Origin of the sequence: Microcoleus sp. D2_18a_B4 (genome assembly GCF_036702475.1) — a bacterium.
GTDB lineage: Bacteria > Cyanobacteriota > Cyanobacteriia > Cyanobacteriales > Microcoleaceae > Microcoleus.
Window position 1 is genome coordinate 23662 of the sequence record NZ_JAUBTL010000050.1, and the last position, 25883, is coordinate 49544.

Annotated in this window: 23 protein-coding genes; 15 read left to right on the plus strand and 8 right to left on the minus strand. The window is 44.1% G+C overall.

Features of this window, described 5'->3' with window-relative positions; all coding sequences use genetic code 11:
* The first annotated feature begins 18 nt into the window (after positions 1-18).
* From QUB04_RS24205 to QUB04_RS24225, 5 genes are all read left to right on the plus strand, one after another.
* Positions 19-1191: a hypothetical protein gene (locus QUB04_RS24205; protein WP_333288275.1), complete on the plus strand. Its 1173-nt coding sequence runs from the start codon at positions 19-21 to the stop codon at positions 1189-1191.
* Between the two features lie 51 nt (positions 1192-1242).
* Complete coding sequence (locus tag QUB04_RS24210; protein WP_333288276.1) at positions 1243-2097, plus strand: restriction endonuclease; 855 nt, start codon at positions 1243-1245, stop codon at positions 2095-2097.
* Between the two features lie 88 nt (positions 2098-2185).
* On the plus strand, positions 2186-2440 hold the full coding sequence (locus QUB04_RS24215) for a hypothetical protein (RefSeq protein WP_333288278.1): 255 nt from the start codon (positions 2186-2188) through the stop codon (positions 2438-2440).
* Positions 2441-2502: 62 nt separating this feature from the next.
* The gene (locus QUB04_RS24220) at positions 2503-3012 is read left to right on the plus strand and encodes a DUF262 domain-containing protein (RefSeq protein ID WP_333288280.1); all 510 of its coding nucleotides are present in this window, start codon (positions 2503-2505) and stop codon (positions 3010-3012) included.
* A gap of 84 nt (positions 3013-3096) precedes the next feature.
* Entirely contained in the window at positions 3097-3801 is a 705-nt protein-coding gene (locus QUB04_RS24225) for an MAE_28990/MAE_18760 family HEPN-like nuclease (RefSeq protein WP_333288283.1), read from the plus strand.
* Positions 3802-3851: 50 nt separating this feature from the next.
* On the opposite strand, the gene QUB04_RS24230 is transcribed toward QUB04_RS24225, so the two are convergent.
* Complete coding sequence (locus QUB04_RS24230; protein ID WP_333288285.1) at positions 3852-4058, minus strand: XRE family transcriptional regulator; 207 nt, start codon at positions 4056-4058, stop codon at positions 3852-3854.
* A 241-nt stretch (positions 4059-4299) separates the two neighbouring features.
* Between QUB04_RS24230 and QUB04_RS24235 the strand changes: the two genes are divergently transcribed.
* Positions 4300-5316 carry a histone deacetylase gene (locus QUB04_RS24235; protein WP_333288287.1) on the plus strand — a complete coding sequence of 339 codons (1017 nt, stop codon included), beginning with the start codon at positions 4300-4302 and terminating at the stop codon, positions 5314-5316.
* A 487-nt stretch (positions 5317-5803) separates the two neighbouring features.
* The gene (locus tag QUB04_RS24240) at positions 5804-6175 is read left to right on the plus strand and encodes a DUF4342 domain-containing protein (protein ID WP_333288289.1); all 372 of its coding nucleotides are present in this window, start codon (positions 5804-5806) and stop codon (positions 6173-6175) included.
* Positions 6176-6388: 213 nt separating this feature from the next.
* Here QUB04_RS24240 and QUB04_RS24245 read toward each other — a convergent pair whose 3' ends face one another.
* From QUB04_RS24245 to QUB04_RS24255, 3 genes are all read right to left on the minus strand, one after another.
* Entirely contained in the window at positions 6389-6850 is a 462-nt protein-coding gene (locus tag QUB04_RS24245; protein ID WP_333288291.1) for a serine hydrolase, read from the minus strand.
* A gap of 326 nt (positions 6851-7176) precedes the next feature.
* The gene (locus QUB04_RS24250) at positions 7177-7509 is read right to left on the minus strand and encodes a hypothetical protein (protein ID WP_333141940.1); all 333 of its coding nucleotides are present in this window, start codon (positions 7507-7509) and stop codon (positions 7177-7179) included.
* A gap of 40 nt (positions 7510-7549) precedes the next feature.
* Positions 7550-7723, minus strand: coding sequence for a hypothetical protein (locus QUB04_RS24255; RefSeq protein ID WP_333141939.1), 174 nt, complete (start codon positions 7721-7723; stop codon positions 7550-7552).
* Between the two features lie 276 nt (positions 7724-7999).
* On the opposite strand from QUB04_RS24255, the gene QUB04_RS24260 reads away from it, so the two are divergent.
* From QUB04_RS24260 to QUB04_RS24270, 3 genes are all read left to right on the plus strand, one after another.
* The gene (locus tag QUB04_RS24260) at positions 8000-9865 is read left to right on the plus strand and encodes an AAA-like domain-containing protein (protein WP_333288293.1); all 1866 of its coding nucleotides are present in this window, start codon (positions 8000-8002) and stop codon (positions 9863-9865) included.
* A 121-nt stretch (positions 9866-9986) separates the two neighbouring features.
* The gene (locus tag QUB04_RS24265; RefSeq protein WP_333288295.1) at positions 9987-10928 is read left to right on the plus strand and encodes a phytanoyl-CoA dioxygenase family protein; all 942 of its coding nucleotides are present in this window, start codon (positions 9987-9989) and stop codon (positions 10926-10928) included.
* A 383-nt stretch (positions 10929-11311) separates the two neighbouring features.
* Positions 11312-11911 (plus strand): Uma2 family endonuclease, encoded by a 600-nt coding sequence (locus tag QUB04_RS24270; protein WP_333288298.1) that lies wholly within the window; start codon positions 11312-11314, stop codon positions 11909-11911.
* Positions 11912-11958: 47 nt separating this feature from the next.
* Here QUB04_RS24270 and QUB04_RS24275 read toward each other — a convergent pair whose 3' ends face one another.
* Complete coding sequence (locus tag QUB04_RS24275; RefSeq protein WP_333141936.1) at positions 11959-12477, minus strand: O-acetyl-ADP-ribose deacetylase; 519 nt, start codon at positions 12475-12477, stop codon at positions 11959-11961.
* A 28-nt stretch (positions 12478-12505) separates the two neighbouring features.
* A complete protein-coding gene (locus QUB04_RS24280; RefSeq protein ID WP_333288300.1) occupies positions 12506-13270 on the minus strand; it encodes a 5-formyltetrahydrofolate cyclo-ligase in 765 nt (254 codons plus the stop codon).
* A gap of 117 nt (positions 13271-13387) precedes the next feature.
* Between QUB04_RS24280 and QUB04_RS24285 the strand changes: the two genes are divergently transcribed.
* Positions 13388-16195, plus strand: coding sequence for an AAA-like domain-containing protein (locus tag QUB04_RS24285; protein WP_333288302.1), 2808 nt, complete (start codon positions 13388-13390; stop codon positions 16193-16195).
* Between the two features lie 262 nt (positions 16196-16457).
* Here the strand turns inward: QUB04_RS24285 and QUB04_RS24290 are convergent, their stop codons facing one another.
* Positions 16458-16922: a COP23 domain-containing protein gene (locus QUB04_RS24290; RefSeq protein ID WP_333141933.1), complete on the minus strand. Its 465-nt coding sequence runs from the start codon at positions 16920-16922 to the stop codon at positions 16458-16460.
* Positions 16923-17267: 345 nt separating this feature from the next.
* Here QUB04_RS24290 and QUB04_RS24295 point away from each other — a divergent pair, with 345 nt between their 5' ends.
* From QUB04_RS24295 to QUB04_RS24305, 3 genes are all read left to right on the plus strand, one after another.
* Positions 17268-17765 (plus strand): HNH endonuclease, encoded by a 498-nt coding sequence (locus QUB04_RS24295; protein WP_190659271.1) that lies wholly within the window; start codon positions 17268-17270, stop codon positions 17763-17765.
* A 228-nt stretch (positions 17766-17993) separates the two neighbouring features.
* Positions 17994-19271, plus strand: coding sequence for a bifunctional oligoribonuclease/PAP phosphatase NrnA (locus tag QUB04_RS24300; RefSeq protein ID WP_333288304.1), 1278 nt, complete (start codon positions 17994-17996; stop codon positions 19269-19271).
* Positions 19272-19708: 437 nt separating this feature from the next.
* On the plus strand, positions 19709-20959 hold the full coding sequence (locus QUB04_RS24305) for a transposase (RefSeq protein ID WP_333144932.1): 1251 nt from the start codon (positions 19709-19711) through the stop codon (positions 20957-20959).
* A gap of 670 nt (positions 20960-21629) precedes the next feature.
* On the opposite strand, the gene QUB04_RS24310 is transcribed toward QUB04_RS24305, so the two are convergent.
* A complete protein-coding gene (locus tag QUB04_RS24310) occupies positions 21630-21794 on the minus strand; it encodes a hypothetical protein (RefSeq protein ID WP_333288306.1) in 165 nt (54 codons plus the stop codon).
* A 377-nt stretch (positions 21795-22171) separates the two neighbouring features.
* Here QUB04_RS24310 and QUB04_RS24315 point away from each other — a divergent pair, with 377 nt between their 5' ends.
* Complete coding sequence (locus QUB04_RS24315) at positions 22172-25813, plus strand: diguanylate cyclase domain-containing protein (RefSeq protein ID WP_333288308.1); 3642 nt, start codon at positions 22172-22174, stop codon at positions 25811-25813.
* Positions 25814-25883: the final 70 nt, after the last annotated feature.

Here is a 25883-nt window from a genome sequence, read left to right on the forward strand (position 1 = left end):
CATTGATGAGATAACAGTATGCAGATCAACTTAGTTCCGGTATGTGAACCCGGTATTTCTTACGGTGGCAAGATGATGAGAGATGCCATTACTCGGTTCAGGAAGCGGCTGCTTGCTGTTATTGTTATTTGCCCCGAAGAAGGTTTTGAATACTCAGGTAAAAAACCAAGACCTGATAACATCACTTCTGCGGATATTACTGCTGCTATTGTTTTGTTTCGTGAACCAGGGACGATCGGTCAAATTACAGGGTTCATTCATGAAGATGGAATGAACATTAATTTAACTGGCACAGGTGGTTCGTATGGAGAAGAGTTCATGAAATGCTTAACCAAAAATGATATAAAACCCTTGTTTGGCTCACGGGAAAAAGTCTATGATATATTCCAAAATATGTCAGAAAAACCTTTGAATTTTTCTCAAATAGATTTAGGTTTATCAACTCATGAGCGTCTGCAATATTGGGAACATTTTTTAATCAATGAGATTGTCCCGCATCTTTATACAGAAAACATGGGTTTTTTCGGTGAAATCCACCGAACAGGAACCTGGCAACAGTCTTGGCAGGCAGATGAGACAGAAGAAGAGTACACAGAAAAAGAGCAATTAGGAGCAATACTCTCTAATACTGATTTTTATGGTACTTTCTTGGATGAGATCGCAAGTTTGCGACTATTGAATAAACTCAGGGTATTAGATCCAAAAGCCAAAAAAACTCTGAGCAGAAATCTTTACGTTGGCGTAATAGCGTGTCTTGAAACTTACCTGTCTGATGCGTTTATCAATACGGTTTTGTCAAACGAAAACTATTTAAGATCTTTTTTTACATCCTTCAAAGACTTTAGAGAACAAAAGCTGGGCATGAACGAAATTTTTGACCTTGCTAGCAAAAGAGAAGAAATAGCAAAGAAGGCAATGTTAGAAGTCATTTATCATAATTTACCCAAAGTGAGTAAGATGTATGAAGGAACACTGGATATTGAGTTTCCTAAATTCTCTGAAATTCAAAAAGCTGTATCAATAAGGCACGATTTAGTACATAGGAACGGAAAGAATAAAGACGGCATAGAGAGTAGTATTGATAGCATTATGGTTGATGATATTATCTCGAAAGTTGAAAGCTTCATTAGTGAAATCGACCAAAAATTGAAAGAGAAAGATAACCCTTCTGAGTCTTCCAGCGCCAGCTAAACTACTAAATCAGTTCGGCTTGTTCACACTACACCATACCTGTTTAAAATTATGTCGATCGCCGAGAAATTTCGTTGGGATGCCATAGACGACGAGCAATTTGAAGAACTTGTGTTTAAAGTTCTAAAATCAGCAAACCCACAACAAATCAAATGGCGAAAAGGACCAGGAGATAAGGGTAGAGATATTCAAGTAGAGTTTCGTCGGCAAGGTGCTCTTGGAGATGAAGTTAATGAAACCTATTTTGTCGAAGTGAAGCACTATCAAGCAGGCGTTTCTCCTAGTGCCTTTGAAGGTTCGCTGGCATGGACATCAGCCGAGCAACCACAGGTTCTGCTAATCGTTGTTTCAAGTCACCTGACTACACCGTGTCGTGAGTGCCTAGAAGCTTGGCGTCGAAACAACCCTAAGATTCGTGTTCCTTCTCCTTGGGAACGAAAGGAAATCGAAAATGAAATTTTAAAAAGCTCTGATGCTAGAGAATTCGCAATATCTTCGGGATTATTGCCTCCATTTATTCAAGACTTACTTCCGCCTAATCCAGAAATGTTTCGGATAAGCGAAGATAAAACTATATTACCGATGGAGTATCGTTACTGGATTACCGAAGAGGAAGTTGAAAAAATAGGGTATGTCGTTGAGCTTCTTGGTAGGTTAGAAGGTGCAATTATAGCTGAATGTGGTTCACGCAAATATTTTGAGGATGTTTGTCTGGCCATTCCAAATTGGTCTACCTTTTTAACGCTTTTACAACCACAGCTTCGATTACAGATTGCTATTCGAGATTACCTTTTTGCGTTAAACAGTGATGTTCCTGCCGATAGGATGAACGGTTTAGTTGGGAAAATCAAAGAATATGTTGAATTAGTTCGGCAAGTTGGCGATGGTGCTAAACATATAGATTAACCTTGGGTAAATCGCGATCGCAACAGGAGATTGACAAACAAAAAAAACTATGCGGTAAAATAAGGAATAAAATACGGATAATTCCCAAATGAACGATCGATCCTCAGCAGATTTGATATCACCCGCAGAGTTACACCGCCAGCTTAATGACTTACTCAAGCAACTATCACCAGAACGATTACAAGTGCTTGCTGATTTTGCGGCTTACTTAGCAAATGCTGAAAGCGAAGCTGCAACTCAAGAACTTTTGGCAACTTCTGGATTGATCGAGCGAGTTAAGCACAATCAAGCCACTCCTAAAACTGATTATACAAACTGGAGAACTATTCGCAATGTACTATAATATAGATACCAACAAAAGTTGGACTATTTTTGTACGTCCTCGTTATATAGATGCAGGTGCTTATGTCTCAAGCAATTAGACAAGACATCATCAATATCGCCGAAGAGCAAATTGACGAAATAAAGCAAAAGATTGACTATCATACCACAGAATACACCATCGAATTCATAGTCGATAAATACCTAGAACAAGATGATGCCGGGCTCGGTGAAATTTATATCCCTGAATTTCAAAAAAAATTGAGATGGGATATTAATCATCAATCTTTATTCATTGAATCCATTATTCTTGGTGTCCCTATTGCTGCCATGATTGTCGCAGAAATCGAAGAAACTGGAAAAATAGCTATTGTTGATGGAGCTCAAAGGGTGATGACTCTGGCAGCTTTCCTGACAAATAAGTTGCAACTGAGCAACCTCAAAACATTAGATTCTCTAAATGGTTCCTATTTTAAGGATCTCGCACCCTCACGCCAAAGAAAGTTTAAAAATACTTCACTCCGAACGATCGTTCTCTCAGACAAAGCTGATGAGAGAGTAATAAATGAAGTGTTTTATCGTATCAACTCTTGAGAAGATATTGAATTGCGTACCCACAGATTTTTGAATTAAACTGAAGACATATGATGTTGAAAACCCACTTTTAAGTTGCCGCCTATGAAAGAGTTTATCAGAGACTTTAACAGGCGAGTGGCAGAAATTCAGAAATATTTTGAATTAGTAGATAAAATTGAACAACTTGGTGCATTGTCTGCTAAATCAATCATCTTCCCATCAGGTGAATATATTGTTGATAGCGAGATTCAAAAAATCTTGCAGTCTCATTGTTATCTGCTATTATACAATCTCGTCGAATCTTCTATTAGAAATGGTATAACTGCCATTCATGATGTTATTTTAGTCGAGCAATTAACTTATAAAGATTTAAGTCCGAAAATCAAGAGATTGTGGTTGCTGAACGATAAAAGTAAAAGTTTCAGAGACTCATATGTCAAAAAGGATAGTGTAGCTGACAATCTTCAGGAATTAATTAAATCGGTTTTAGATGATGAGATAGTTTCGTTAGATCCATCTAATATTCCCATATCGGGAAATTTGGATGCTAAAACTATCAAAGAACTCATAGATATGTATGGCTTCTTTGGAAATTTAGGAGTTGCGAGTAGAGAAATAGATGACATTCTGAATTTTGTCGTTAAGATCCGATGCGATTTGGCACATGGAAATGTTTCGTTTTCTGATGCTTCGAGTCAAATACTTTGGAGCAAGTTAGTTTATGACAAAGATAAATTGGTTAAATATCTGACTCATCTGCTGAATAATATTGATGATTACATTGAAAATAACAAATACAGAATCTAGCCGTCGGTAGCGATTAGGCTAACAAATCGCAAGCCCTAGCTGGATTACGCCTAGATAGCAATCACTCTTGTTTTAGCCTGAGCATCAGATTCAGGTTTGGAAATCACCCGAATCTCCACATCACTACCCAGCGCGTTTAAGAACCGGAACAAGCGATCGATTGAAAACTCAGATAGTTTGCCACGCAGCAAATCAGTGATTTTAGAGCGATCGATTTCCAGGCCTTGTGCTGCTTGAATCTGCGTCAAGGTTTTCACTAATTAACTGAAATTATGATTTTTTTCCATATTTTATGACCCGGAAGTCTTGGCTTGCTACCCATCTGCTGGAATATGACAATCCTGCTGAGGGAAAAATAGCAATCTGGTAGATTCTCTGGCGATCGCAAGAAGTGAGTTTTGTTCTCCCCACGAGCAAGGGGGTAGCTAACCCCAATTTGATATGATGCTTGAATTCCTTGGAAGTAGTGTATTTGCTCGTTACGGATGAAATAAAGCCATGCGATTTGCCACCTATCTGCACCCACAAACATTTTGTACTTCCAAACTCATTCAAGAAATTTCTTTTACGGGCTATTCTTTTACTTACTACAACCAAGTTAGACAGACTCTTAAAAAATCTCTGAAAGACTATCCTGCATTACCCTTAAGAAAGGCTAGGATAAGTGATTATCTTAGGGTTCACAGTCGCGAATATCTTCAAAAGATTATATTGCAAGCCCTCCATCGACCTCTGGATGAAATCAGCCTATCATTACCACAATTGAGTATGGAATGTCAAGGCTTGGAGTATTGTTTGCCCGGTTATCTCTACGGTTTGGGAGGAATGATGGAAGCGATCAACCAAATGAAACAGGGAAACCTAGAACGCGCTTACTGCTTCAGTATGGTTGGGCATCACGCTCATATTAATTGGGGACACGGTTACTGTCTCTTAAATCCTCTTGCCGCTGCTGCTCGATATGCTCAAGCCCAAGGATTTGAAAAAGTATTGATTGTTGACTGGGATATTCATCATGGCGATGGAACTCAGTCAATCTTTATCAACGATCGCAGCATCTATTGTATTAGCATTCATAGTGGCGTCGATCTCTACATGGCTAAAGCATCAGACTTGAAGGTTGGAACAACAACTGTTGCCGAAGCTGTGGGACACTGTAACATTCCGATCGTTAGTGAATCTTTTCCTGTTAAAGTTTTGGAGTCAGAGGGTATAACTGGCAGATTCTACTGCGGGCATCAGAGTATTAGCACTTTTGAGGAAGCTCTAGAAAACCTTCCCTGGCAACCTGACTTAGTTGCTATTTTTTCGGGTTACGATTCACACAGAGATGATTGTGGAAAGGGAATCACTGATTGGACAAATGCTGATTTCTGTAAACTCACGGAAATAGTATTAGATTTTGCTAAGAGATGTGGATGTCAAGTTCTCTCTACTCACGGAGGTGGCTACAGATTACCAGTTACAGTTGCAGCCGCTACTGCTCACGTCAGAACTTTAGCAACCTATGTTTAGTTTTCGGCTGTCTAAAAACCCGCTTGATCACGATCTGATTTTATTGTGCTTCGCCAGTGCGATCGCTATCTCTGGGGTGCTTTTGAGAACTGGCATTGCAGGCCATAGCTTGATTGTGCCTAGATAGCAATCACTTTTGAAGTCATTGTAAAAATATAAAGTTTTAATTTTAATAATTTTCCCTGACTTTACTTCCCTTGGTGTCCAACTTAAAGATTCAACAGACAGCAGCCACCTTGACATGGCTGGCAGTACGCACCTTACTTGTATCTAGAGACGGGCAGTTTCAACAATATCTTCTCTACCTTTCGGAAGAGATAAACGCGCCATGATATAACCTCACAAAAATAATGTTTTGAGTAAAAAGGCGGGGGTGGAAAGTACGAATGCAGATTGTAGGGTTTCCTTGCCTGTCATTCCCAAGTGCGATCGCCGAAGATAAGAGTATAGAAATTAAACGGCTGGTTTTCACCCGCCCCTACACAAAATGAACTTACAAAAAGAACAACAAGTAACAATTCTACAAGACGAAACAGCAGCGACTGGAAATTCAGCCAACCCAACAGTTGAAACTCATGTATTCGCCTCAGAATTTGGAACAGAGGAAAAAGTCAGAGTGGAAGAATTTAAGATTAGCGGCGATAGTTTAATTGGTAAAGTCAAAGAACTAATTCAGCAAGGAAAACTCCGCCGCCTTGTCATCAAAAACTCGCAAGGGCGGACTTTGGCAGACATTCCGCTGATGGCTGGATTGGTGGGCGGCGTTGCAGGCTCAGTAGTCTTTCCAATTGCTGCTGTACTTGCTACAGTGGGAGCAGTTGTGGCTCATTTGACTGTAGCCATCGAGCGCAAAGAATAGTCATTAGTAATTAAAAATCTTCTCTTCAAGTCCGCGAAGGCGGACTTTGTTTGTTTAGTAGCGATTTCAATCGCCGAATTGTCTGATCAACCTGAGATATTGCATTATTCTCAAGAATAGGCAAGATGCCTGTTCCACAAAGAGTAGATTTTCTTGTGGAACGGGCCCAGAGCCCGTTCAAAAGGCTGATTGACAATGGTGCAACATCTCAGATCAACGCAAATTATCCGGTACTCTCGCCGCAGGTTGGTCTAAATAATTGTAAACAATCCGCGAAATCCGACGGACAAAATCTCTCACAATCGGGTCATTGTAAGGACGTTTGACAAAGATTGCCGCTAAATAACGCTTACCGTTGGGCATATCAATAATTCCCGCATCGCCAACCACAAAGCCGATATCTCCGGTTTTGTCCGCAATAACTGCACCGGGACCCAAACCGGAGGGCAACAGCGTTCTAGTTGTAGTATTCCGCAATAATTCTAAAGCTTGTTCCCGGCTCGATTCTGAAACTAATTTATCGCGAGACAGCATCGCCAGCAACTTTACCATATCCATAGAACTTGTGGTATTGGTTCCTTGAAAATCGCCGAGCCAATTGCGAATTCTGGTGTCAGTTAATCCCCAACTGCGAAAACGCTCGTTGAGTTTAGCAATTCCCCCCCAAACGTTCAATAATCATGTTGGTGGCTGTGCAGTTTTAGAGTCATGTTTAAAGAGAAAGAGTTGAACGGCGGCAGCGAGAAAGCGGCTGGAAAAACGTTATCAACCGCTTTCGAGACGAAGCACCTAGCATCATACAGTCAACTCTTGCCCGCAGCCGTATTGTTTTTATTTGCTTTGAGAGTATTCCGTTGCCGGGACTCCTATCAAATCCGGTTCTTTTACCCCTTTTTCTTCCTGTCTCGCGCCGGCGCACGAAAGTTTGTACAGTGGCGAATTCTCTTGGCAGAATTCTTGTTTTGTATGCACAAATTTTATGCACCTGAGATGAATTTAAGTTAGGCGACTTCCCGATTTCTAGCATCTTCAAGAGAGTCGATCGCGGCTTTGAGAAAAACTTTTCCTTTAGCAACAAATCGGCGATCGCTCAAAGGATCGTAAGCTTCCCAATTACCGCTAACTTCGCGATCGCGCCACAAAAACCAGCAGCGGTAGATTTCCCCGCTATCTATATCATCGCACAAAGCCAGCCAATCATCCCCGGTGAGATCGCTGGCATCTAATGCTACCAATTCCACCCACGCAAGTGCAGTGCAGGCATCGATCGCCTCAGTATCAACCGAGTCAGATTTTGTAGCTATAGGTTGCGGCGAACAGAGTGTAGACTTCATAATTTCTCCTTAATTAAATTAAATCAATCAATGAATTTGCCTATTTATGGAACTGACCCGGTACGCCAAGTGGAAAAACTGTGTTTTGATAAATTTCTGGTTCGTCAAATTTACCAGCGGCTGATGCTTCTGTTAAATTATTAAGTGTATTAATTGTGAAAATGGCGGCAGTTCCCAAAGCGGCCATTGCCAGTCTGTGTAAAATTTTGTTCATTTGGGTTCTCCTTTTTTGCTTGGTGTATCTACTCTAAAAAGTTAAATCGTCATTAGCGGCGGAGATTGGGGAGTTAAGAAAAACTTTTTCTCCTCAAATATATTCAACTGTTGAAGCCGTTATCAGGACAGAGTTTGAGGAGTCGATCGCCTCAAAAACCTCTTCAAGTAAAATCCCTTAAATTCCGGCTAGCTGACTATCTTCCTTAAAATCGCCTAAAATAGGGACTTAAGGCGTTAAAATTTCTAGATTCGTTCCCCTTTCAGTGCAAGCGAAGTGCTCAAGTCAAAACGCGATCGTGGTCGCATTCTCACTGCCTCTGGCTTAAAGAAACTTAACGAGGCGCTCCAAGAATGGTCTGACCGACATAACATTAGAGGTACTCTGACTGAAATCGAGGCTGAGTCTGGCGTCGGTGCCGATACTGTCAGCAAAATTAAGCAGGGTAGAGAAGGTGCGGATTTGAGTAAAATTCGACAGTTGTTCGCGGCTTTTGAAATGACTCTGGCTGCTAGCGATCATCGATCGGCTAAACTGGAGGAATCGGAAAATTTAGACGAGCTGGACAATTTGCCACCAGCGGGGGAAACAGCCACCAGCAGCAGAATTGTTAAAGTATTTGTGAGTTATCGCAGCGCCGAACCCGATCGCGAGTTGGGAAAACAGTTAGAAACGGCCTTAAGCGCGATCGGTCATACAGTTTTCACAGCAGAAAATAACATTAGATTAGGAGATAATTGGTTCGATCGCATTAATTTCTTCCTCCAAGAATGCGATTATTTGCTGCTACTGTTGCCGCCAACCGGAAACCCAAGCGAACTGCTAACATATCAAGTTCAGCAAGCAAAAGAACTACAAGACTCCCGCCCTGACAGAAAACCCATAATTCTCCCCATCCGCGTCGGCTTTCCCCTGAACGCGCCTCTAAATCACGACTTGCGGGGCTATCTGTACCGCATCAAACAGAGGGAATGGAAAACCACCGCCGACACTCCAATTATTATCGAAGAAGTTCTGAATTTGCTAGCAGAAAAACCCGCACCCGTCACAGAACAAACGGAAGATTTAACACAAAAACAGCTATTAGAAATTAGCAGCGACGAAATACCTCTACCCGCCGCCGAACCTGAATTACCGGGAGGACAAGTCGATGTCGCTTCTCAATTTTATGTAGAACGCCCGCCCATCGAAGAACGCTGCTATCAAACTATTGTGCAGCCCAGTGCCTTAATTAGAATTAAAGCACCGAGACAAATGGGTAAAACTTCCTTGATGGCAAGAATTTTGCATCACGGAGCCCGTCAAGGCTATTGCACCGTGCCGCTAACTTTTCAGTTAGTAGATAAAGCCGTATTTGCCAACTTAGATAAATTCTTAAAGTGGTTTTGCGCTTACGTCGGCCGCGAGTTGCACTTACCAAATCAATTAGACGATTATTGGGACGAGATTTTTGGCAGCAAGGTCAACTGCAAAGATTACTTTGAAAAATACATTTTACCGCAAATCGACAGTCCTTTAATTTTAGGATTAGACGAGATCGATCGCGTTTTCCAATATCCCGACATTGCCGAAGACTTTTTAGGACTGCTGCGGGCGTGGCACGAAGAATCGAAGCGACGCGACATCTGGAAAAAACTGCGATTAATTGTAGTTCACTCCACCGAAGTTTACATCCCGATGAACATCAATCAATCGCCTTTTAACGTCGGACTTCCCGTAGATTTGCCCGAATTCAACTCTCAGCAAATACAAGATTTAGCAGCGCGCCATAATTTGAATTGGTCGGAGGCAGAAGTTGAAAAATTGATGGCAATTGTCGGCGGACATCCGTATTTAGTGCGAGTTGCATTATATCACATTTCGCGATCGGATTTGACACTCGATGAATTAAAAGAAACTGCGATCGCAGATGGGGGAATTTACAGCGACCATTTGCGCCGGCAGTTGTGGAATTTAGAAGAATATCCAGAGTTGGCACAGGGGATGAGAGAGATTGTGGCGGCGGATTCTTCGGTGCAATTAAAGGCGATGCAGGCGTTTAAATTAGACAGTTTGGGGTTGGTGAAGTTGCAGGGGAACGAGTGCGTGCCGAGGTGCGAACTGTATCGACAATATTTTAAAACTAATTGGGGAGTTAATTAATTGTAGATTTTAGCTCGTTAATGACGTAGAATCAGCAGTAGGGGGAAAGAGCAGCACAAATATCGCAAAAGATCGATCGCTCCGGCTTTCCCCTGTGCAGTATCAAGGTAAAATAGGGGCCATGACTGAAGAAACCCTGACTCTGAGAAAGTCTCTTGACTTAGATAAATTAATTTCACTTCTGCCACAAGCAGAAGATATTAACTACTGGCGCGAACTCAACCCCAATTCAACTATTTCCGCTCGACCATTTGAAGGCTTTTCAGAAGTGTCGGGAATCCAAAAAGCAGAAATTCACGAGTACAGGCTGCAACTGCGAGAAGAAGGCTATTTCCAAACACCTAGCGTCATACCTGCTGCTACTATTCAGGAGATGCGCGACTGTATAGAAAATGTCCGAAAAGCAGGGTTTCCGACAATGTTTGCCCTCGTCTACGATGTCTTCTATGAAGCATTTGGTTACTTTAACTCAACCTTGACAGGAATTCTGGGAAACGGCTACAAGCTAGTTCCAAATTTTTGGGTTTATTACATAGAAACTTCTGACAGCGGCAAAGGATTTGAGCCTCACCGCGACGCCGAGTACGAAAATACTATAGACTCCAACGGTATGCCGACAGTGCTTACTCTCTGGGTGACAATTACTGAGGCAAATCCCCTCAATTCATGTATGTACATGATTCCGGCAAACCGCGATCCAGAGTATGCTGAAGCTATCAAAAATCTCAAGACAAAAGCTACTAAATTTGCCTTGGAAGATATCCGGGCTTTACCGACACAAGCTGGTACTTTATCGTGCTGGGATCAATACGTTTTTCACTGGGGAAGCCGCAGCAGCAGTCGGGCTAAATCGCCTCGAATTAGCTATGCCGTATATTGTCAGCGAGGGGATATTCCACCAGTTGATGATGTGATTGTCGATATCCCATCAGTGCTTGATTTCCCAACGCGGTTATCTCTGATTTGCAGAGGTTTGTATCGCTATTCTTACGCCAGTTTACAGCCATCCCCACAGGTAGAAGCACTGTTAAATTTCTTGACGAAGCATACAACAACCTCTTAAAAAGACTTAATATAATTTTCCTAAAAAGCCAGTCTTCTCAATTCCGGTTCCATCGGAATGATTTAACCGCAGAGGACGCAGAGTACGCAGAGTATCCAGAAGAGAGAGATGGGGATAACTAACGAGGATTTGGTATAATTTCTGTAACTAATAATCCGGTGAATGATACCCATGAACGATATTTTTTTGATAACATCCGATAATTGGCTAGATTGGATAGCCGTATTTGGTTATCTAGCCTTTACTGCTTTCATTGCATGGCGCGTGTTCACCACAAAGTAGATATATCATCAACTTACAGTCTTCTTCTGTCTTGCTTCGCGCCTTCGCGGTTCGTTAAATAAACAGTAAAATAAGACAATAATCAACTAGCCCAGACAGTTATGCCGCCCGTCGAAAATGTAGCAGCAATTCCGAACGATCTGATTTGGCGCTTGAGCATCGAGCAGTATCATGCGATAATTCAAGCTGGCATTCTCACCGATGATGACTCTGTAGAATTGCTGGAAGGTTGGCTGGTTTTCAAAATGCCCAAAAATCCACCGCATCGAGCAACAACTCGTCTTGTCAGAACAGCTTTAGAGAACATTTTACCTGCGGGGTGGTATGTTGATTCCCAAGAACCGATAACGCTATCTAACAGCGAACCCGAACCTGATATAGTGGTTGTCCGAGGGGATACGCGACAATATCTCGATCGCCATCCGGGTGCGGAAGATATTGCCCTGATTATTGAAGTATCAGATACGACGCTTCAGCGCGATCGCACTGTAAAAAAACAGATTTATGCCCGCGCTGGAATTGCGATTTATTGGATTGTGAATCTTGTTGAAGGACTGGTTGAGGTGTACTCTCAACCTCTTGTTGAAGTTGAGCAGCCAGATTATAGTCAAAGGTTGGATTTCGGGCGATCGGCTGTTATACCGATTATTATTGAAGGGATAGAAATTGGGGCGATCGCTGTAAATTCTCTTTTGCCTTAAGATAAAATGAGTAAATTCTAAACTTGTCGGGTGCGTTAGATGAAGTTTTAGAGAGATTTTTTACGGTTGTATTTAGATAGAATCCTCTCATAGATTTCATAATTCTCTTGATCGAAACAGCAAAAAATTACTTTTGGAGAACCACCATTATTTTGTATATATTCCCAGCATACCTTCACTGCAATCTCACCTGCTAGAGCTTTAGGATAGCTGTAAATGCCGGTGCTAATGCAAGGAAATGCCAAACTCTCAAACTCTCGCTCTGTGGCAATCTGCATACACTTACGGTAACACTCGGCTAAGAGTTCCGGTTCTCCATCATTACCCTTCCGCCATACTGGGCCTACTGTGTGGATGACGAAGCGTGCAGGCAATTTATATCCCTTAGTTAGTTTAGCATCTCCAGTCTTACATCCTCCCAGTAATCGGCATTCTTCAAAAAGTTCCGATCCTGCTGCTCTGTGTATTGCTCCATCTACTCCACCACCACCAAGTAAGCTGCTATTTGCAGCATTCACGATCGCATCAACTTCGAGTTTTGTGATGTCGCCCAAAATAACTTTCATATTCTACAATAGTCAACTGTAGACAACTTTAGCACAGAAACTCGTTATCTAGTCTTGCTCTCAACTTTCGCAAAATCGGAATTTGCTCTAACTGTTCCGGCCGTATATTATCCCAGTTTAACCCTTTCGGACGCGGATAAATTGTATTAGTTTCAATTACCTCCTCAGCAGTAACAATCCAATTCAGTGCCCAATCGTGAGCTTGCATTGGTAAACGCGAATCTTCGACTATTTGCAAAGGATGCACTGTTGTCACAATCGGAGTATCAGTTTTTATTAACCCAAATTCCTCCAGCATCGCCAATTCCAAATCCGCAAATCCTGCACCTTTCCCGGTTCTTCCACCGTTGCGGGTTACTGCTACGCAGCCGACTATTACTAAATCAATCGGCTCCATTTCTGCAAAACTTACCAATTTTCCGCAAGCGAGTGCTTTGCGGGCGATCGCACTTTCGGCAATTGATATATTTTGCCTCTGCAAATCCTCAGCCGTTAACTCAACAAAACAGCGATCGTCTGTCAATCGCGGTACTGCCATATACAGGCGTTTTCCATCTTGCAAAGCTCGCATCCGCACCGGAATTTGCGCCGAATCTGGATTGCACTTAATCGTTTTTGCTTGTTGCCAAATTGGTAAAGTTGCCAACCTTTCGGCAGCCAAATCAGCACCGACAAAGTTGGGAATATGACCGAACGGATTGCCAATAGATGCGGCTTGCTGCTTCAGCAAAGACCAAATTTCCGATCTTAAGTAGTCTTTGTCTTGGTGATATCCACTCCAATCAGTTTTCATAGTGTATTGTGCTACAATTTATCATACAGAATTATGCTTTAATACCGCCTCACTTCTTCAGTCCGCGAAGGCGGATTTTGTTTGTGTAGTAGCGGTTTCAACCGCCGAATAACTTATATGAATTTTACCACAAAGCCCAGTTACTATCAAGTCGGCGGCAGTCTCACCAATAACGCTCCCAATTATGTGAAGCGGCAAGCAGACGACGACCTTTATAACGGATTGAAAGCCGGAGAATTTTGCTATGTTTTGAATTCCCGGCAAATGGGCAAATCTAGCTTGCAGGTGCGGACAATTCAGCGACTGAGAAATGAAGGAATTGCTTGTGCTGCGATCGACATTTCGGAAATTGGCAACCGTGGCGTCACTCCCGAACAGTGGTATGCTGGTTTGCTACGCATTCTGGAAAATAACTTTAACCTGTCGGATATTGTCAACGTGCGGACTTGGTGGCGCGATCGCAATTTTTTAACCCCGGTTCAAAGATTGAGCGAATTCATCGAAACCGTACTATTACCCAACATTTCCAGCAATATTGTCATTTTTATTGACGAAATCGACAGCATTCTCGCCCTAGATTTTCCCGCCGACGATTTTTTAGCCTTAATTCGATCGTGCTACAACAAGCGCGCCAACAATTCAGAGTTCGATCGCCTAACTTGGGCCCTCTTAGGTGTAGCATCGCCGACGGATTTGTGCCGCGAGCAAAATGCCACCAGCAATACCCCTTTTAATATTGGCAAGGCGATCGAATTAACTGGTTTTGACGAAACAGAAGCTCAACCGCTAGCAGCGGGGTTGGCAGAGCTGACAGACAGCCCTAATCAAGTTTTGAGAGAGGTTTTGTATTGGACGGGGGGGCAGCCGTTCCTGACTCAGAAGCTGTGCAAACTCTTGTTGGAAAACCCACAATTAATGCCGAATTTACCCCCCCCAGCCCCCCCTTACCAAGGGGGGGAGAAAGATGCAGCCACCCCTTGCCAACGGGGGGAGGAAGATGCAGCCACCTCTTGCCAACGGGGGGGAAAAGATAAAATTAACACTTCTAAAGAGTGGGTTGAGAAGGTAGTGCGCTTGAAAATAGTGGGGAATTGGGAGTCTCAGGATGTCCCAGAACATTTGTCCACAATTCGCGATCGGCTTTTCAAAGAAAACCAGCGGATTGTCAGGAGACTAGGATTATATCAGCAAATTTTAGAACAAACTGAAACTGTGCCCGATGGTAGTGCCGAACAAATGGAGTTGCGATTAAGCGGATTAATCGTTAAGCGCGGGGAAAAACTAACAATTTCTAATCCTATTTATCAAGCTGTATTTAACAAAGGACTAATTGAAGAAAAATTACAAAAACTCTCGCCTTACTCGGAAGCAATCAAAGTCTGGCTAAATTCTAGCTGTGAAGATGATTCCCAACTGTTGCGAGGGGATGATTTGCAGTCAGCATTAGTTTGGGCGGCCGGAAAAAGTTTGAGAAACGAAGATTTTCAGTTTTTGACGGCTAGCCAGAAAGTTATTTTGAGCGACCAAAATCAACTGCTGCATTTAGCTACACTCGAAACCAAAAAAGCTGTATGTGATGCCGAAAAAGCGTTGATTGAAGCTGACTCGGCCAAACAAAAAGCCAAACAGTGGATCGGCATCGGTTCTGCGGTACTGGCAGCATCGTTACTGGCGGCGATCGGCTTTTCAACTCTCGCTTACCAGCGGTTTAAACTGGCACAAGCAAGTATTGAAATCGAACAAAATGGCAGCGATGCTTTACTGTTGGCCGTATCTCAAAAGACAGAAAATAGCGAAGCTTTATCAGAAGCTTTATTGAGGGCTATCGCCTCCGGCAAAAAATTAAAAACCTTGGTTAAAAACCAACATAAGCTAGAACAATATCCGGCAACGAGACCGCTGTTAGCTTTACAAATAATCCTTGATAATATTAGCGAAAAACAGGAGACCAAAGCCTCATCAATTCCGCCAACAAAGATAAATTGGCCAGCTCATAAAGGTGCAGTTACCAGCGTCAGTTTTAGCCCAAACAGGCAGATTTTAGCAACCGCAGGAATAGACGATCGAGTTCGGATTTGGAACTTTTCCGGGCAAAAAATTGCTGAATGGAAAGCTTTGCAGCAGTCAGTTAATATGGTAAACTTTAGCCCGAATGGTAAATTTTTAGCCACTGCCGGAAGGGACAGCACAGTTAAAATATGGAATTTATCAGGTAAAAATATTTCTACTTTGACAGGAATTAAAGGCTCTGTTACCAGCATCACTTTTAGCCCTGAAGGAAAGTTATTAGCGGCGGCAGGAATAGACAGCTATGCTGCAATTTGGGATTTTTCTAAACTGCCACAATTAGTATCGCCTAGCCTGAAACTCCCAGGTCACAACGGCTTAGTGAGAAGCGTAAATTTTAGTCCAAACGGCGATTTCATAACGACTTTAGATGGCAAATCTACAGTGCGACTTTGGAATTTGTCGGGCAAGCTGAAAAAAACACTGCCTGTTCAGGCAATTGGGCTCAGTTTCACTCCGGCTGAACACCAGTATCGCTTTGCTACAGTAACATTGAATGGCAAAGTGGGGCTGTGGAATCTGTCAGAAAAAGAATTAGTTAAGGAATTTCAAACCTTGCATTTTGATGCGAAATCAATTAGTTTTAGTCCCGACGGAGAACGGCTTGCTACAGTGGGAATTGACAAGACTGTACGGCTGTGGAATTTAGCGGGGCGGCAGGTTGCTCAATTTGAGTTCGAGGAGAATGTTGTTAGTGTCAGTTGGAGTGGAGAGGGAAAGCAAATTGCTGTAGCTGGAAGCAACGGCACTGTCTGGTTGAGGCAGGTTGAAGGGTTAGAAGAATTGCTGAAGCAAAGCTGCAATTTTTTCACCACTCAACCGAAGTATTTTACAAGAGTTTCAACTATCTGCAAGTAGGGACACCGCACCGTGCCCAAAGCGTGTCAACTTAAGCTGCCAGCCCGCCAAGTTCGTTAGTCATCCATCAAGTCCGCCAGGGGTTGAAACCCCTGTCTAATAGCGAAAGTCCTCTCAAAGAGGACTGAAGAGAAGAATCTCAACTCATTAGTCCTCTTTTAGAGGACTTTAGCTTTGAGGCAGGGGTTTCAACCCCTGCCGGACTATTGGTTGTACCTTAAGTTGACACCTATGGGCAATGCCATGTCCCTACTAATGATTATCAATTTACTTTAACAGGCGATACACTTACATTAGGATTTGTAACTCTTTTTAAGAGTTCTTGTCGGGCTTGTTCGGGATTTTGACCTTTGGGTACTTGATATAATAATCTACAGGAACCGTCTTGAGGATTAGCTGCACAAATAATTAGTTGACCGTTGCTAGATGCACCTGCTGTGACAACATTCTCCCAGCTTCCTTGGGGTTGCGAGTTGTTGAGAATTCCTGAGACTCTGGTACACCGAGTAATCGCATCTTCTCCTGATTCATTAAAATAGTTATCAGCTAGCCACAAAATAACGGGAATATTTTTGCCTTGTTGGACAGCAATTGTAGCTGGGCGGCCGCCAGCAGCGCCGCAGAAGAATGAAGGCGCTTGGGCAAAGGCTGGACTGTTTGCTAAAATCTGAGCAGCAAGGGCAATAATTGACGCGCTAAAAGCTGACTTTAAGAGCCGAAATTTCATGAGCAGTAATAAGCTTTTTCATTTAAGGTTATTAATAGTCTAAAAAGTTAAACTGTTTGTTGCCGGGAAGATTAGGCATTTAGAGAAAAAAATAAAATTTATTCTGCAAATTTTTGCCTTCGCACACACTGGCCTCATCTAAGCCAAAGCTCAGGGAAAAATGCTCGCTGACAAACACCGACGGCAGAAAATAGATGCAGCCCTAGGGGGCCCCGGCGCCAAGGTATAGGGTAAAGGAGTGGTTTTTCACCGTTTTTTGCGATCGCCTTGCTCTTCCCGATCCCGTCCCACCTAAATGGGAACCTGTGTTACCATCGGTAAAAATATTCTCTTTAATAATCAACAATGGGCAATGTTCTGGTGCTGAACGCCTCCTACGAACCCCTTAACATCACCAATTGGCGAAGGGCGGTAGTTTTGTTGCTGAAAGGAAAAGCAGAACAGGTAGAACACAACGGGAAATTTATTGCGCCAAACTTCCCGCTACCAACTGTGATCCGACTCAGGCATTACGTCCGAGTTCCCTATAAGGATATTCCGCTAACCCGCCGGAACATCTTGCACCGGGACGCACACTCTTGTCAATACTGTAGTTATACGGGGGACGATTTAACCCTCGATCATGTAATTCCCCGATCGCGCGGAGGAGGGGACAGTTGGGAAAACCTCGTCACCGCCTGCGTGCGCTGCAATGTCAATAAAGGCAGCCGCACGCCAAAAGAAGCGGGAATGCCGCTGCGCTATCCGCCTCGGAAACCTCACAGCGGTCTTTATTTTGAAGTGACTAAACACGTTAAGAGCGGTATGCACAAAGAATGGCAAAAATATGTAATAGGCCTTTAAAACCCCTGTCAGCGCAAGCGCGGGGGTTTTTTGCGGAAGTTCTGAGTCCTGAGATTGCTTCGTTGCAACGCACACGCCGTGCATGAGGTAAAAAGTTAAAGAGAATTTACCCTCTTAAATCCGGTTTCTCGTAATAAGTATTGGCTTTGATAACGAGGCATCTACAAAGAAACCGGGTTTAAGAGCCAATGTCGTGCCAATCCTGAATAGTTAAATTGTTAATTTTTAATGATGAAAGACCACGCCCTTACCAATTCCGATGGAACATCTGGCAACCGCGAAGGTGAGTTTGATTCCAGCAGCGAGGTTGTACCGGGAGTGAGTGCGCCTGGGAAACGGCGCAGCAAAGCCGATGTTGCTTCCGAAGAGAATCGCGGCCGTCTCCGCGAGGAATTGCACGATCGCAAAGTCGAGCAATTGCGCCAAATGTTCGATCGGCACAAAGGCACTCGCCAGTTAATCTTGCTGCAAGATTTTCCAGACCCCGACGCACTTTCAAGCGCTTGGACTTACAAATTAATCGCCGAACAGTACGATATCCAATGCGAGATTATCTACGCCGGCGCCCTCAGCCACCAAGAAAATATTGCCTTAGTTAAATTGACAGGGTTGCCGTTGCAGCGCTGGACGGTGGAAACACTAAAAACTAAGGATTTGTCGGTGTTTCAGGGCTGCGCTTTCATTGACAACCAAGGGACGACTTGTAACTTAACCGGGTATATTTTAGCGGCTGGAGTTCCGATCGCCGCCGTCATCGATCATCACAATTTGCAGGGGGAAATGAACGCAGAATTTATCGATTTGCGCCCTCAAATCCGCGCTACAGCCACGATTTTTGCCGAGTATTTACAGGCTGGACTGTTAACTCTCGACGCCAGCGTCAGTCTGCACATCAAGTGCGCTACAGCTTTGATGCACGGTTTGCGATCGGATACGATCGCCCTCAGACAAGCTCAGGAGGAAGACTTTTTAGCTGCGGCTTATTTGAGCCGATTTTACGACCCGCAGTTGCTGAATGCCGTGTTACAGTCGTCTCGTTCTAAGTGGGTGATGGACGCGATCGAGCGATCGCTCAAACACCGCACCGTCCAGAACAATTTTTCGATCGCCGGCATCGGCTACCTCCGCTATGACGATCGGGATTCTATTCCCCAAGCGGCGGACTTTTTAGTAACAGAAGAGAACGTACACACAGCAGTTGTTTACGCAATTGTTCACGACAAAGACGAAGAAATTGAAGTAGTAATTGGCTCGCTGCGAACTAATAAACTTACTCTCGACCCGGACGAATTCATTAAAGAAGCCTTCGGTCAAGATGCTCAAGGACGCTTTTTTGGCGGCGGTAGAAGTCAAGCAGGAGGTTTTGAAATTCCGGTGGGATTTCTTTCTGGTGGCAATGAGAACAGCGATTATGCAAGGCAGAAATGGGAAGTATTCGACGATCAGATCAAGCAAAAGTTGCTGCATTTAATTAGTCCTAAAGACAATCCTGTTTACGATCATTAACTCTAGGGTTTCTAGGTGCGGTATTGATTCCAGCAACAGCCTGGGAAGGCGATGCGGGGTTCAACCTCCGGTTGCTACCAGGTTTTGCCGTGTTTTTTTCTTATTCCGGGCAAAATCTCAACTTGATAATCAGTCCTGCCCGCACTTCTACTCTCATCAACCGGGTTTTTAACTCTTATTGAGGGTTGGAACTCACCAAAAAATTGGGTGGAGCGTAGCGGAGGGCTGAAGCCCCGTCCTTTTAGGACGGCTTTCCCTTAACCTTGAGGCTCCTGATTAATTCTCTCTAAGTACATCAGTTTTAGTTCTAGCTACAGCTTTGCAATGTTCTTCAATAATTGCAAATTCAGATTCCTGAATCCGAAAAAATAAACGTTTATTCAGGAAGTTTTTCGAGTTTTTGCTGTATGATTATATGACAACAAAGAGGATGACTCATGTTGGGCTGTCAACAAAATTTAATTCGAGTTGATTCAGATATTCAAGCTATTATTGAATACCTGTGTTCTGAATCTGCAAAACTTTCTAATTGTGGGACTTACTATGCCCGCCAGCTATACTTTAAAACTGGTAAAATCCCAAACCGTGCTCAGTTGCACAAAGTTTTGGGGACGGAAAACCGAAACCGACACTATCAAGCGTTCTACTCTGATACTGCTCAACAAATTCTGACGGGCGTAGCAGAGTCTTTTAAGTCATTTATGGGATTACTAAAGGCTTTTAAAAATGGCGTAATTACGGAACGTCCGAAGCTACCGAAATATCGTCAAGGCGGAATGGCACTTGTGACATTTACAGGTAGGTCGGTAAAACTCAACGACGGAATGTTGAGATTCCCTTTGGGTAGCAAGGTTAAAGCGTGGTTCGGTCTAGATGCGTTTTTCCTTCCGATGCCTTCTAATCTTGATTTCAAAGCGATTCGGGAATATCGCATACTTCCCCGGAACGGCTGTTTCTACCTAGAGTTTGTCTACACAACGACCAATGTCCAGGCAGATATAGACCCTGCTAAGTGCTTAATGATCGACCACGGCGTAGATAACTGGTTAACTTGCGTGAGCAATGTCGGTACAAGTTTTATCGTCGATGGCAAGCTTTTAAAGTCGCTTAACCAGGGATACAACAGACGAGTTGCATTTCTCATGAAGGGAAAAGTTAATGGCTATTGGTCTAAAAGGCTTGCCAGCTTGACCGAAAGACGGAATCGTCAGATGCGAGACGCCGTTAACAAGGCAGCAAGGAAGGTAATTAAGCACTGCTTGAAAAATCGGATAGGAACGGTTGTATTCGGTTGGAATAAGGGACAAAAAAATTCTGCCAACATGGGAAGCAAAACTAATCAAAAGTTTGTGCAAATCCCTACGGGCAGACTGAAAGATAGAATTGCTCAACTCTGTGAGCAGTATGGCTTGAGGTTCGTTGAAACGGAAGAATCTTATTCGTCAAAAGCTTCTTTTGTCGATCGTGATTTGCTACCTACTTTCGGCGAAAAACCCGAAGGGTGGCTTCCAATTGGCACGCGGATTAAACGTGGTTTGTACCGAACGGCGCAAGGCTGGCTAATTAATGCAGATTGCAATGCTTGTGGCAACATTGGTAGAAAAGTAGCGGTGATGCTTGGACTTGATCTAAGCGGAATCAGTAGAGGCGAGTTGTCAGCGCCTTTAAGACTTAAATTATGGTCTTAAGAATCCCCATGCCTTCAGGCTGGGGAGTGTCAAGCCCAGTGCACTTCTGTCATGAACAGGCTATCCGGCCTGTTCCACAAAAATTAAATTTTCTTATGGGGAGTAGGGGTTGGACAGGAGAACCCGCGCATAAAAAGCTTATTGAAAATTGTTGACTGTTGACTGTTGACTGTTGACTGTTGACTGTTGACTGTTGACTGTTGACTGTTGACTGTTGACTGTTGACAAGCGCAATATTTTACACCTAATTTCCCGCTTCCAGATTCATCTGTGGAGTCAATTCTAAAATCTAAAATCTAAAATCTAAAATCTAAAATCGACTGGCTGTTGACTGTAGAAGGAGGGGTGAAAAAACTCAATGGTTGAGTGTTAACAGTCAACTCGATTTTATTATTACGATGCAACCTGAAACGATATAAGGGGGTTGAAAAACCCGGTTTATCCCTCCAGGACTACCAGTAATAAATTTTCTCCCCCTTTCGCAAAAATACACATCAAAGAAACCGGGTTTTTTAACTATTGTCAAGGGATACAACGAAGTATTTTGGTAAAAAAACCAGGTAGCGGGGCAAATTTATTGTTATCTAGTTTACTAAACTCCCCAAGAATTATTAAGTTTTAATAATTATCCAGGGTTGATTTTTTGATAATTTCTTATTTCTTCGCTAAATTAATCACAATTTGTTATATAGCAATCCTTGCAGAAGTCGTACAAAGATGTAGGCGGGAGCATCTCATATTTGCAAAAACACTTCTTTCTTCTTCCTTCTGACTCTTTTCTCCTGGCTCCTGACTCCTGACTCCTAATTCCAATTTCGAGCTTTGCTGCTTTCATTGAGATGCTCCCGATGTAGGCGTAGTGCCTTTCTTTGCCTACCCAGGCTAAAGCTGGGCAACCGGGCGTGGGTTTTGCCCCGACAATAATTACACAAATGATGCGAGGATTGTTATAGTTGGTGCAAAAGATTTTCGATAATAATTAGCAAAAAAACGCTTGAGAAGAAGCAAAATAGATACCAAACAACATAAACCCTTGGCTAAATGACATAAAAAAAGCAATTGTAGCAGTCACAAAAAGTTTGGATAGCTACATAAATATTGGTTGTTTCCTAAGCCCCGCCAGCGATTCCTACGAGTTAAAACAAAATTTTATATTTATTTGTCGCCGGTTAGAATAGTATAAAATTGCTTAACAAAAAAAGGAACATGGAGATGTCTACAAAACAGACTTTCTCTTGCTCGTTAGAGAAAATCATAGAAAAAGTTTCAGAAATTGCACTTCAACTCAACGAGTTAGGGGAGCTGGAGACAATTTTGCAATGTGCGGTAGAAGAAAGCAGGGTGCTGCTGCAAGCCGATCGCGTGATTATTTATCGCTTCCTACCGCATAGAGAGGGCGTAGTATTTGCTGAATCGGTTGATGCCCAGTGGCCACAAATCCTAGGAAAACAGATTTACGCTCCTTGCTTTGAAGCTACCTGGGTAGAGCGTTACAGCCAGGGACAAACGAGCAGCATTTCTGATATTCACAGCGGTCATCTTCAAGCTTGTGATGTCGAATTGTTCGATCGCATCCAGGTTCAGGCAAATTTAGTTGTGCCAATCTTGCTAGATGGCAAACAGCAGCAATCTCCGAAGCTTTGGGGACTGTTGATTGGTCATCAATGCCGAAGTCCGCGTCAGTGGGAACCTCTGGATATTCAGATCATGCAACACGTTGCAGCGCAGATCGGGTTGAGGATGCGGCATCTGGAATCTCACCACCCGGTGCCGCCTTTCAATCAACCGCCGGAACTGGAAACAGAACCGAATCAAACTGATCCCAATACAGAAAGCGCGTCAAGAGTCAATCATCAAAATTGTCTACAACCCGAGTTTGCCTGTTCCCTCAGCGGCGATATTGTCCACCTCAAAGCCTTTGACTTGTTGCAAAACCCGATCTGGATATTTGATATTGAGGATTGGCAAATCCGCTGGGCCAACCAAGCCTCCTTGTACCTGTGGAATGCTTCGACGCGGCAGCAACTCGCGAGCCACAACTTTAGCGATATGTTGTCAGAGTGTACGCGAATTCGCTTGCAGAGCTATCTGCTGCAGTTTGAGCAAGGCCAAACCTTGTCCGAGCAGTGGACGTTTTATCCGGGCGGTGAGCCTGTTTCTGTCGGCTGTCGGTGCTCTGGCATCAGGATTGATAGCGGGCGTTTGGCAATCCTGGTCGAGGGTAAGGTCGAAACCGCTCCTCAAATCGAACCGGAAACCCTACGATCGATCGAGGCAATCCGACACACCACGCTGATGGTTTCGCTCTACACCCTCGAAGGTGTGCCGCTGCTGCAAAACCCGGCGGCCTTGCGCTGTTATGGGGATATGCAGCCACCTCACTCTGCGACAGATAATGCTTTTTTGAGTCGCTTTGTTGACTCTCAGGTAGCAGAGCGAGCAATGGCAGTTCTTAAGTCCGGTGAGGTATTTAGCACGGAGGCTCAAGTGATGACTCTGGCGGGAATTCGCTGGCATGGGATGGACGTGCGGTGTACCAACGACCCGGTAACAGGCAACCCGATGTTGCTCGTGAACGAAAAAGACATTACCGACCGCCAGCAGACAGAAACAGCCCTGCAAAAGAGTGAAACTCGGTTGTCAGAAGCCCAGCGGGTTGCCCACATCGGTAGCTGGGAATTTGACGTGATTACGGGTAAAATTACCTGGTCTCCCGAACTCTTCAAGATTTTGGGACGATCCAGCGCCCTAGGCGAACCTACCTATGAAGAAAACCTGCGGCTTTACCATCCCGAAAGTGCCAGACAGCTACACCGGGTAGTTCAACGAGCGCTCACTCACGGAGAGCCTTATCTATTGCGCCTCAGAATCGTGCGCCCGAATGGTTCTATCCGCCATACCGAAGCCAGAGGACAGGTCCAACTCAATGCAGAGGGACAAGTTATTCGGTTGTTTGGTACATCCCAAGACATTACGGATCGTGTCCAGGCGGAAACAGAACTCAGAGAAATGAGTATAGCCCTTGCTAATGCCGTCGAAGGCATCTCGCGGGTGGATGTTTTCGGACGATATATCAGCGTTAATCAAGCCTACGGGAATATAGTGGGTTATCAACCTGAAGAAATGGTTGGTATGAATTGGCAGAAAACAGTTCATCCCGACGACTGCGACAGGATGATTGCGGCTTATCAAAAAATGCTAGCCGAGGGCCGAGTGGAGGTTGAGGGCCGTGGTATCAGGAAAGATGGTTCGATTTTTTACCAGCAATGGGTGATGTTGGCAGCCTACGACTCGCAGGAGCGATTGATCGGGCATCACTGCTTTATGAAGGATATCACCGCTCGCAAGCAAGCAGAAGCAGCATTACAACAAGAGTTCCAGCGTCTGGCTGTGGTGATTGCCACCCAACAGGAAATCGCCATCCGCAATCCCAATCTCGATGCAGTCATGGCGGTGATTACCGAGCGAACTCAAAAATCGCTCGGTGCCGATGGGGCCGTGATTGAAATGCTGGAAGGGGATGAGTTGGTGTATCGGGCCGCCAGCGGTATCGCCAGCGCCTATGTTGGATTACGGATCAAAGTAGGGACAAGTTTATCGGGAAAATGTATTGCCACCGGCCAAATCATGCTTTGCGATGATTCACAAACCGATGGACGGGTGGATCAGTCTGCCTGTCAGCGCATTGGTATCCGGTCACTGGTGGTTGTTCCCTTGTTCTATCAGGACGATCGGGTTGGCGTCTTAAAAGTTGTTTCCGGTACACCCTGTGCCTTTACAGAGTCAGATATTCATACCTTACAACTGATGGCGGGGTTTTTGGCGGGTAGTCTGCATCTGGCTTCAGAGTTTGATGCTAAAAACATTCTCCTGAGTCAATTACAGGAAAGCGAGGAACGGTATCGTTCTGTGATTACAAGCATGACTGAAGGCGTCGTACTTCAGCTAGCAGACGGACAAATTACTACCTGTAATGCTAGTGCCGGAAGGATTCTCGGACTGAGCCCCGAACAAATGATGGGGCGTACATCCATAGATTTAGACTGGCGAACCGTTCAGGAAGATGGCTCTCCCTTCCCCTGCCAACAGCATCCGGCAATGATTACCCTACGGACGGGAAAACCCGTATCAAATGTGGTGATGGGCATTCACAAATCGGATAAAACGCTGACTTGGATTTCGATTAATTCGCAACCGCTATTCCAAATGAATCAGTCTCAACCCTATGCAGTAGTAACGACTTTTGCTGATATTACAGAACGCAAGCGGGCCGAGGAGATGCTCAGACACCGGGCGGAACAAGAAAGATTAATTGCTACGACAGATGGGTTAACACAAGTAGCAAACCGCCGCTGTTTTGATGAGCGATTGGAGTCGGAATGGCACCGACTGATGCAGGGGAAACAACAGCTTTCGTTGATTATGTTGGATGTAGATTATTTCAAGCGATATAACGATTGCTACGGACATCAAGCTGGGGATATTTGTTTAGTAAAAGTGGCTTCATCGGCGGCACTTGCGGTTAAACGTTCATCGGATCTGTTGGCACGTTACGGGGGCGAAGAATTCGCTGCTATCCTACCGAATACGGATGCGGATGGCGCGATGGCGGTTGCTGAGTCGATCCGAGAGGCAATCCGAGATTTGGGAATCCCTCACGAGCAATCTGATGTGAGCGCGATCGTGACTGTTAGCATGGGAATTGCAACTGTGATTCCCACTGCGGAAACATCACCGGATGAACTCGTTGCCCTCGCCGATCGAGCATTATATGATGCGAAACGACAAGGGCGCGATCGTTACACAAGCGCCAACCAGATGACGGCGCCAGAGCTTAATCCAGTTGTAGAATAGGCAAAAGGTAGGTATATCCTAGACCGCTCCTAGAAAAACGGGATAATAAAATGCCTGGAAGTATTGATAT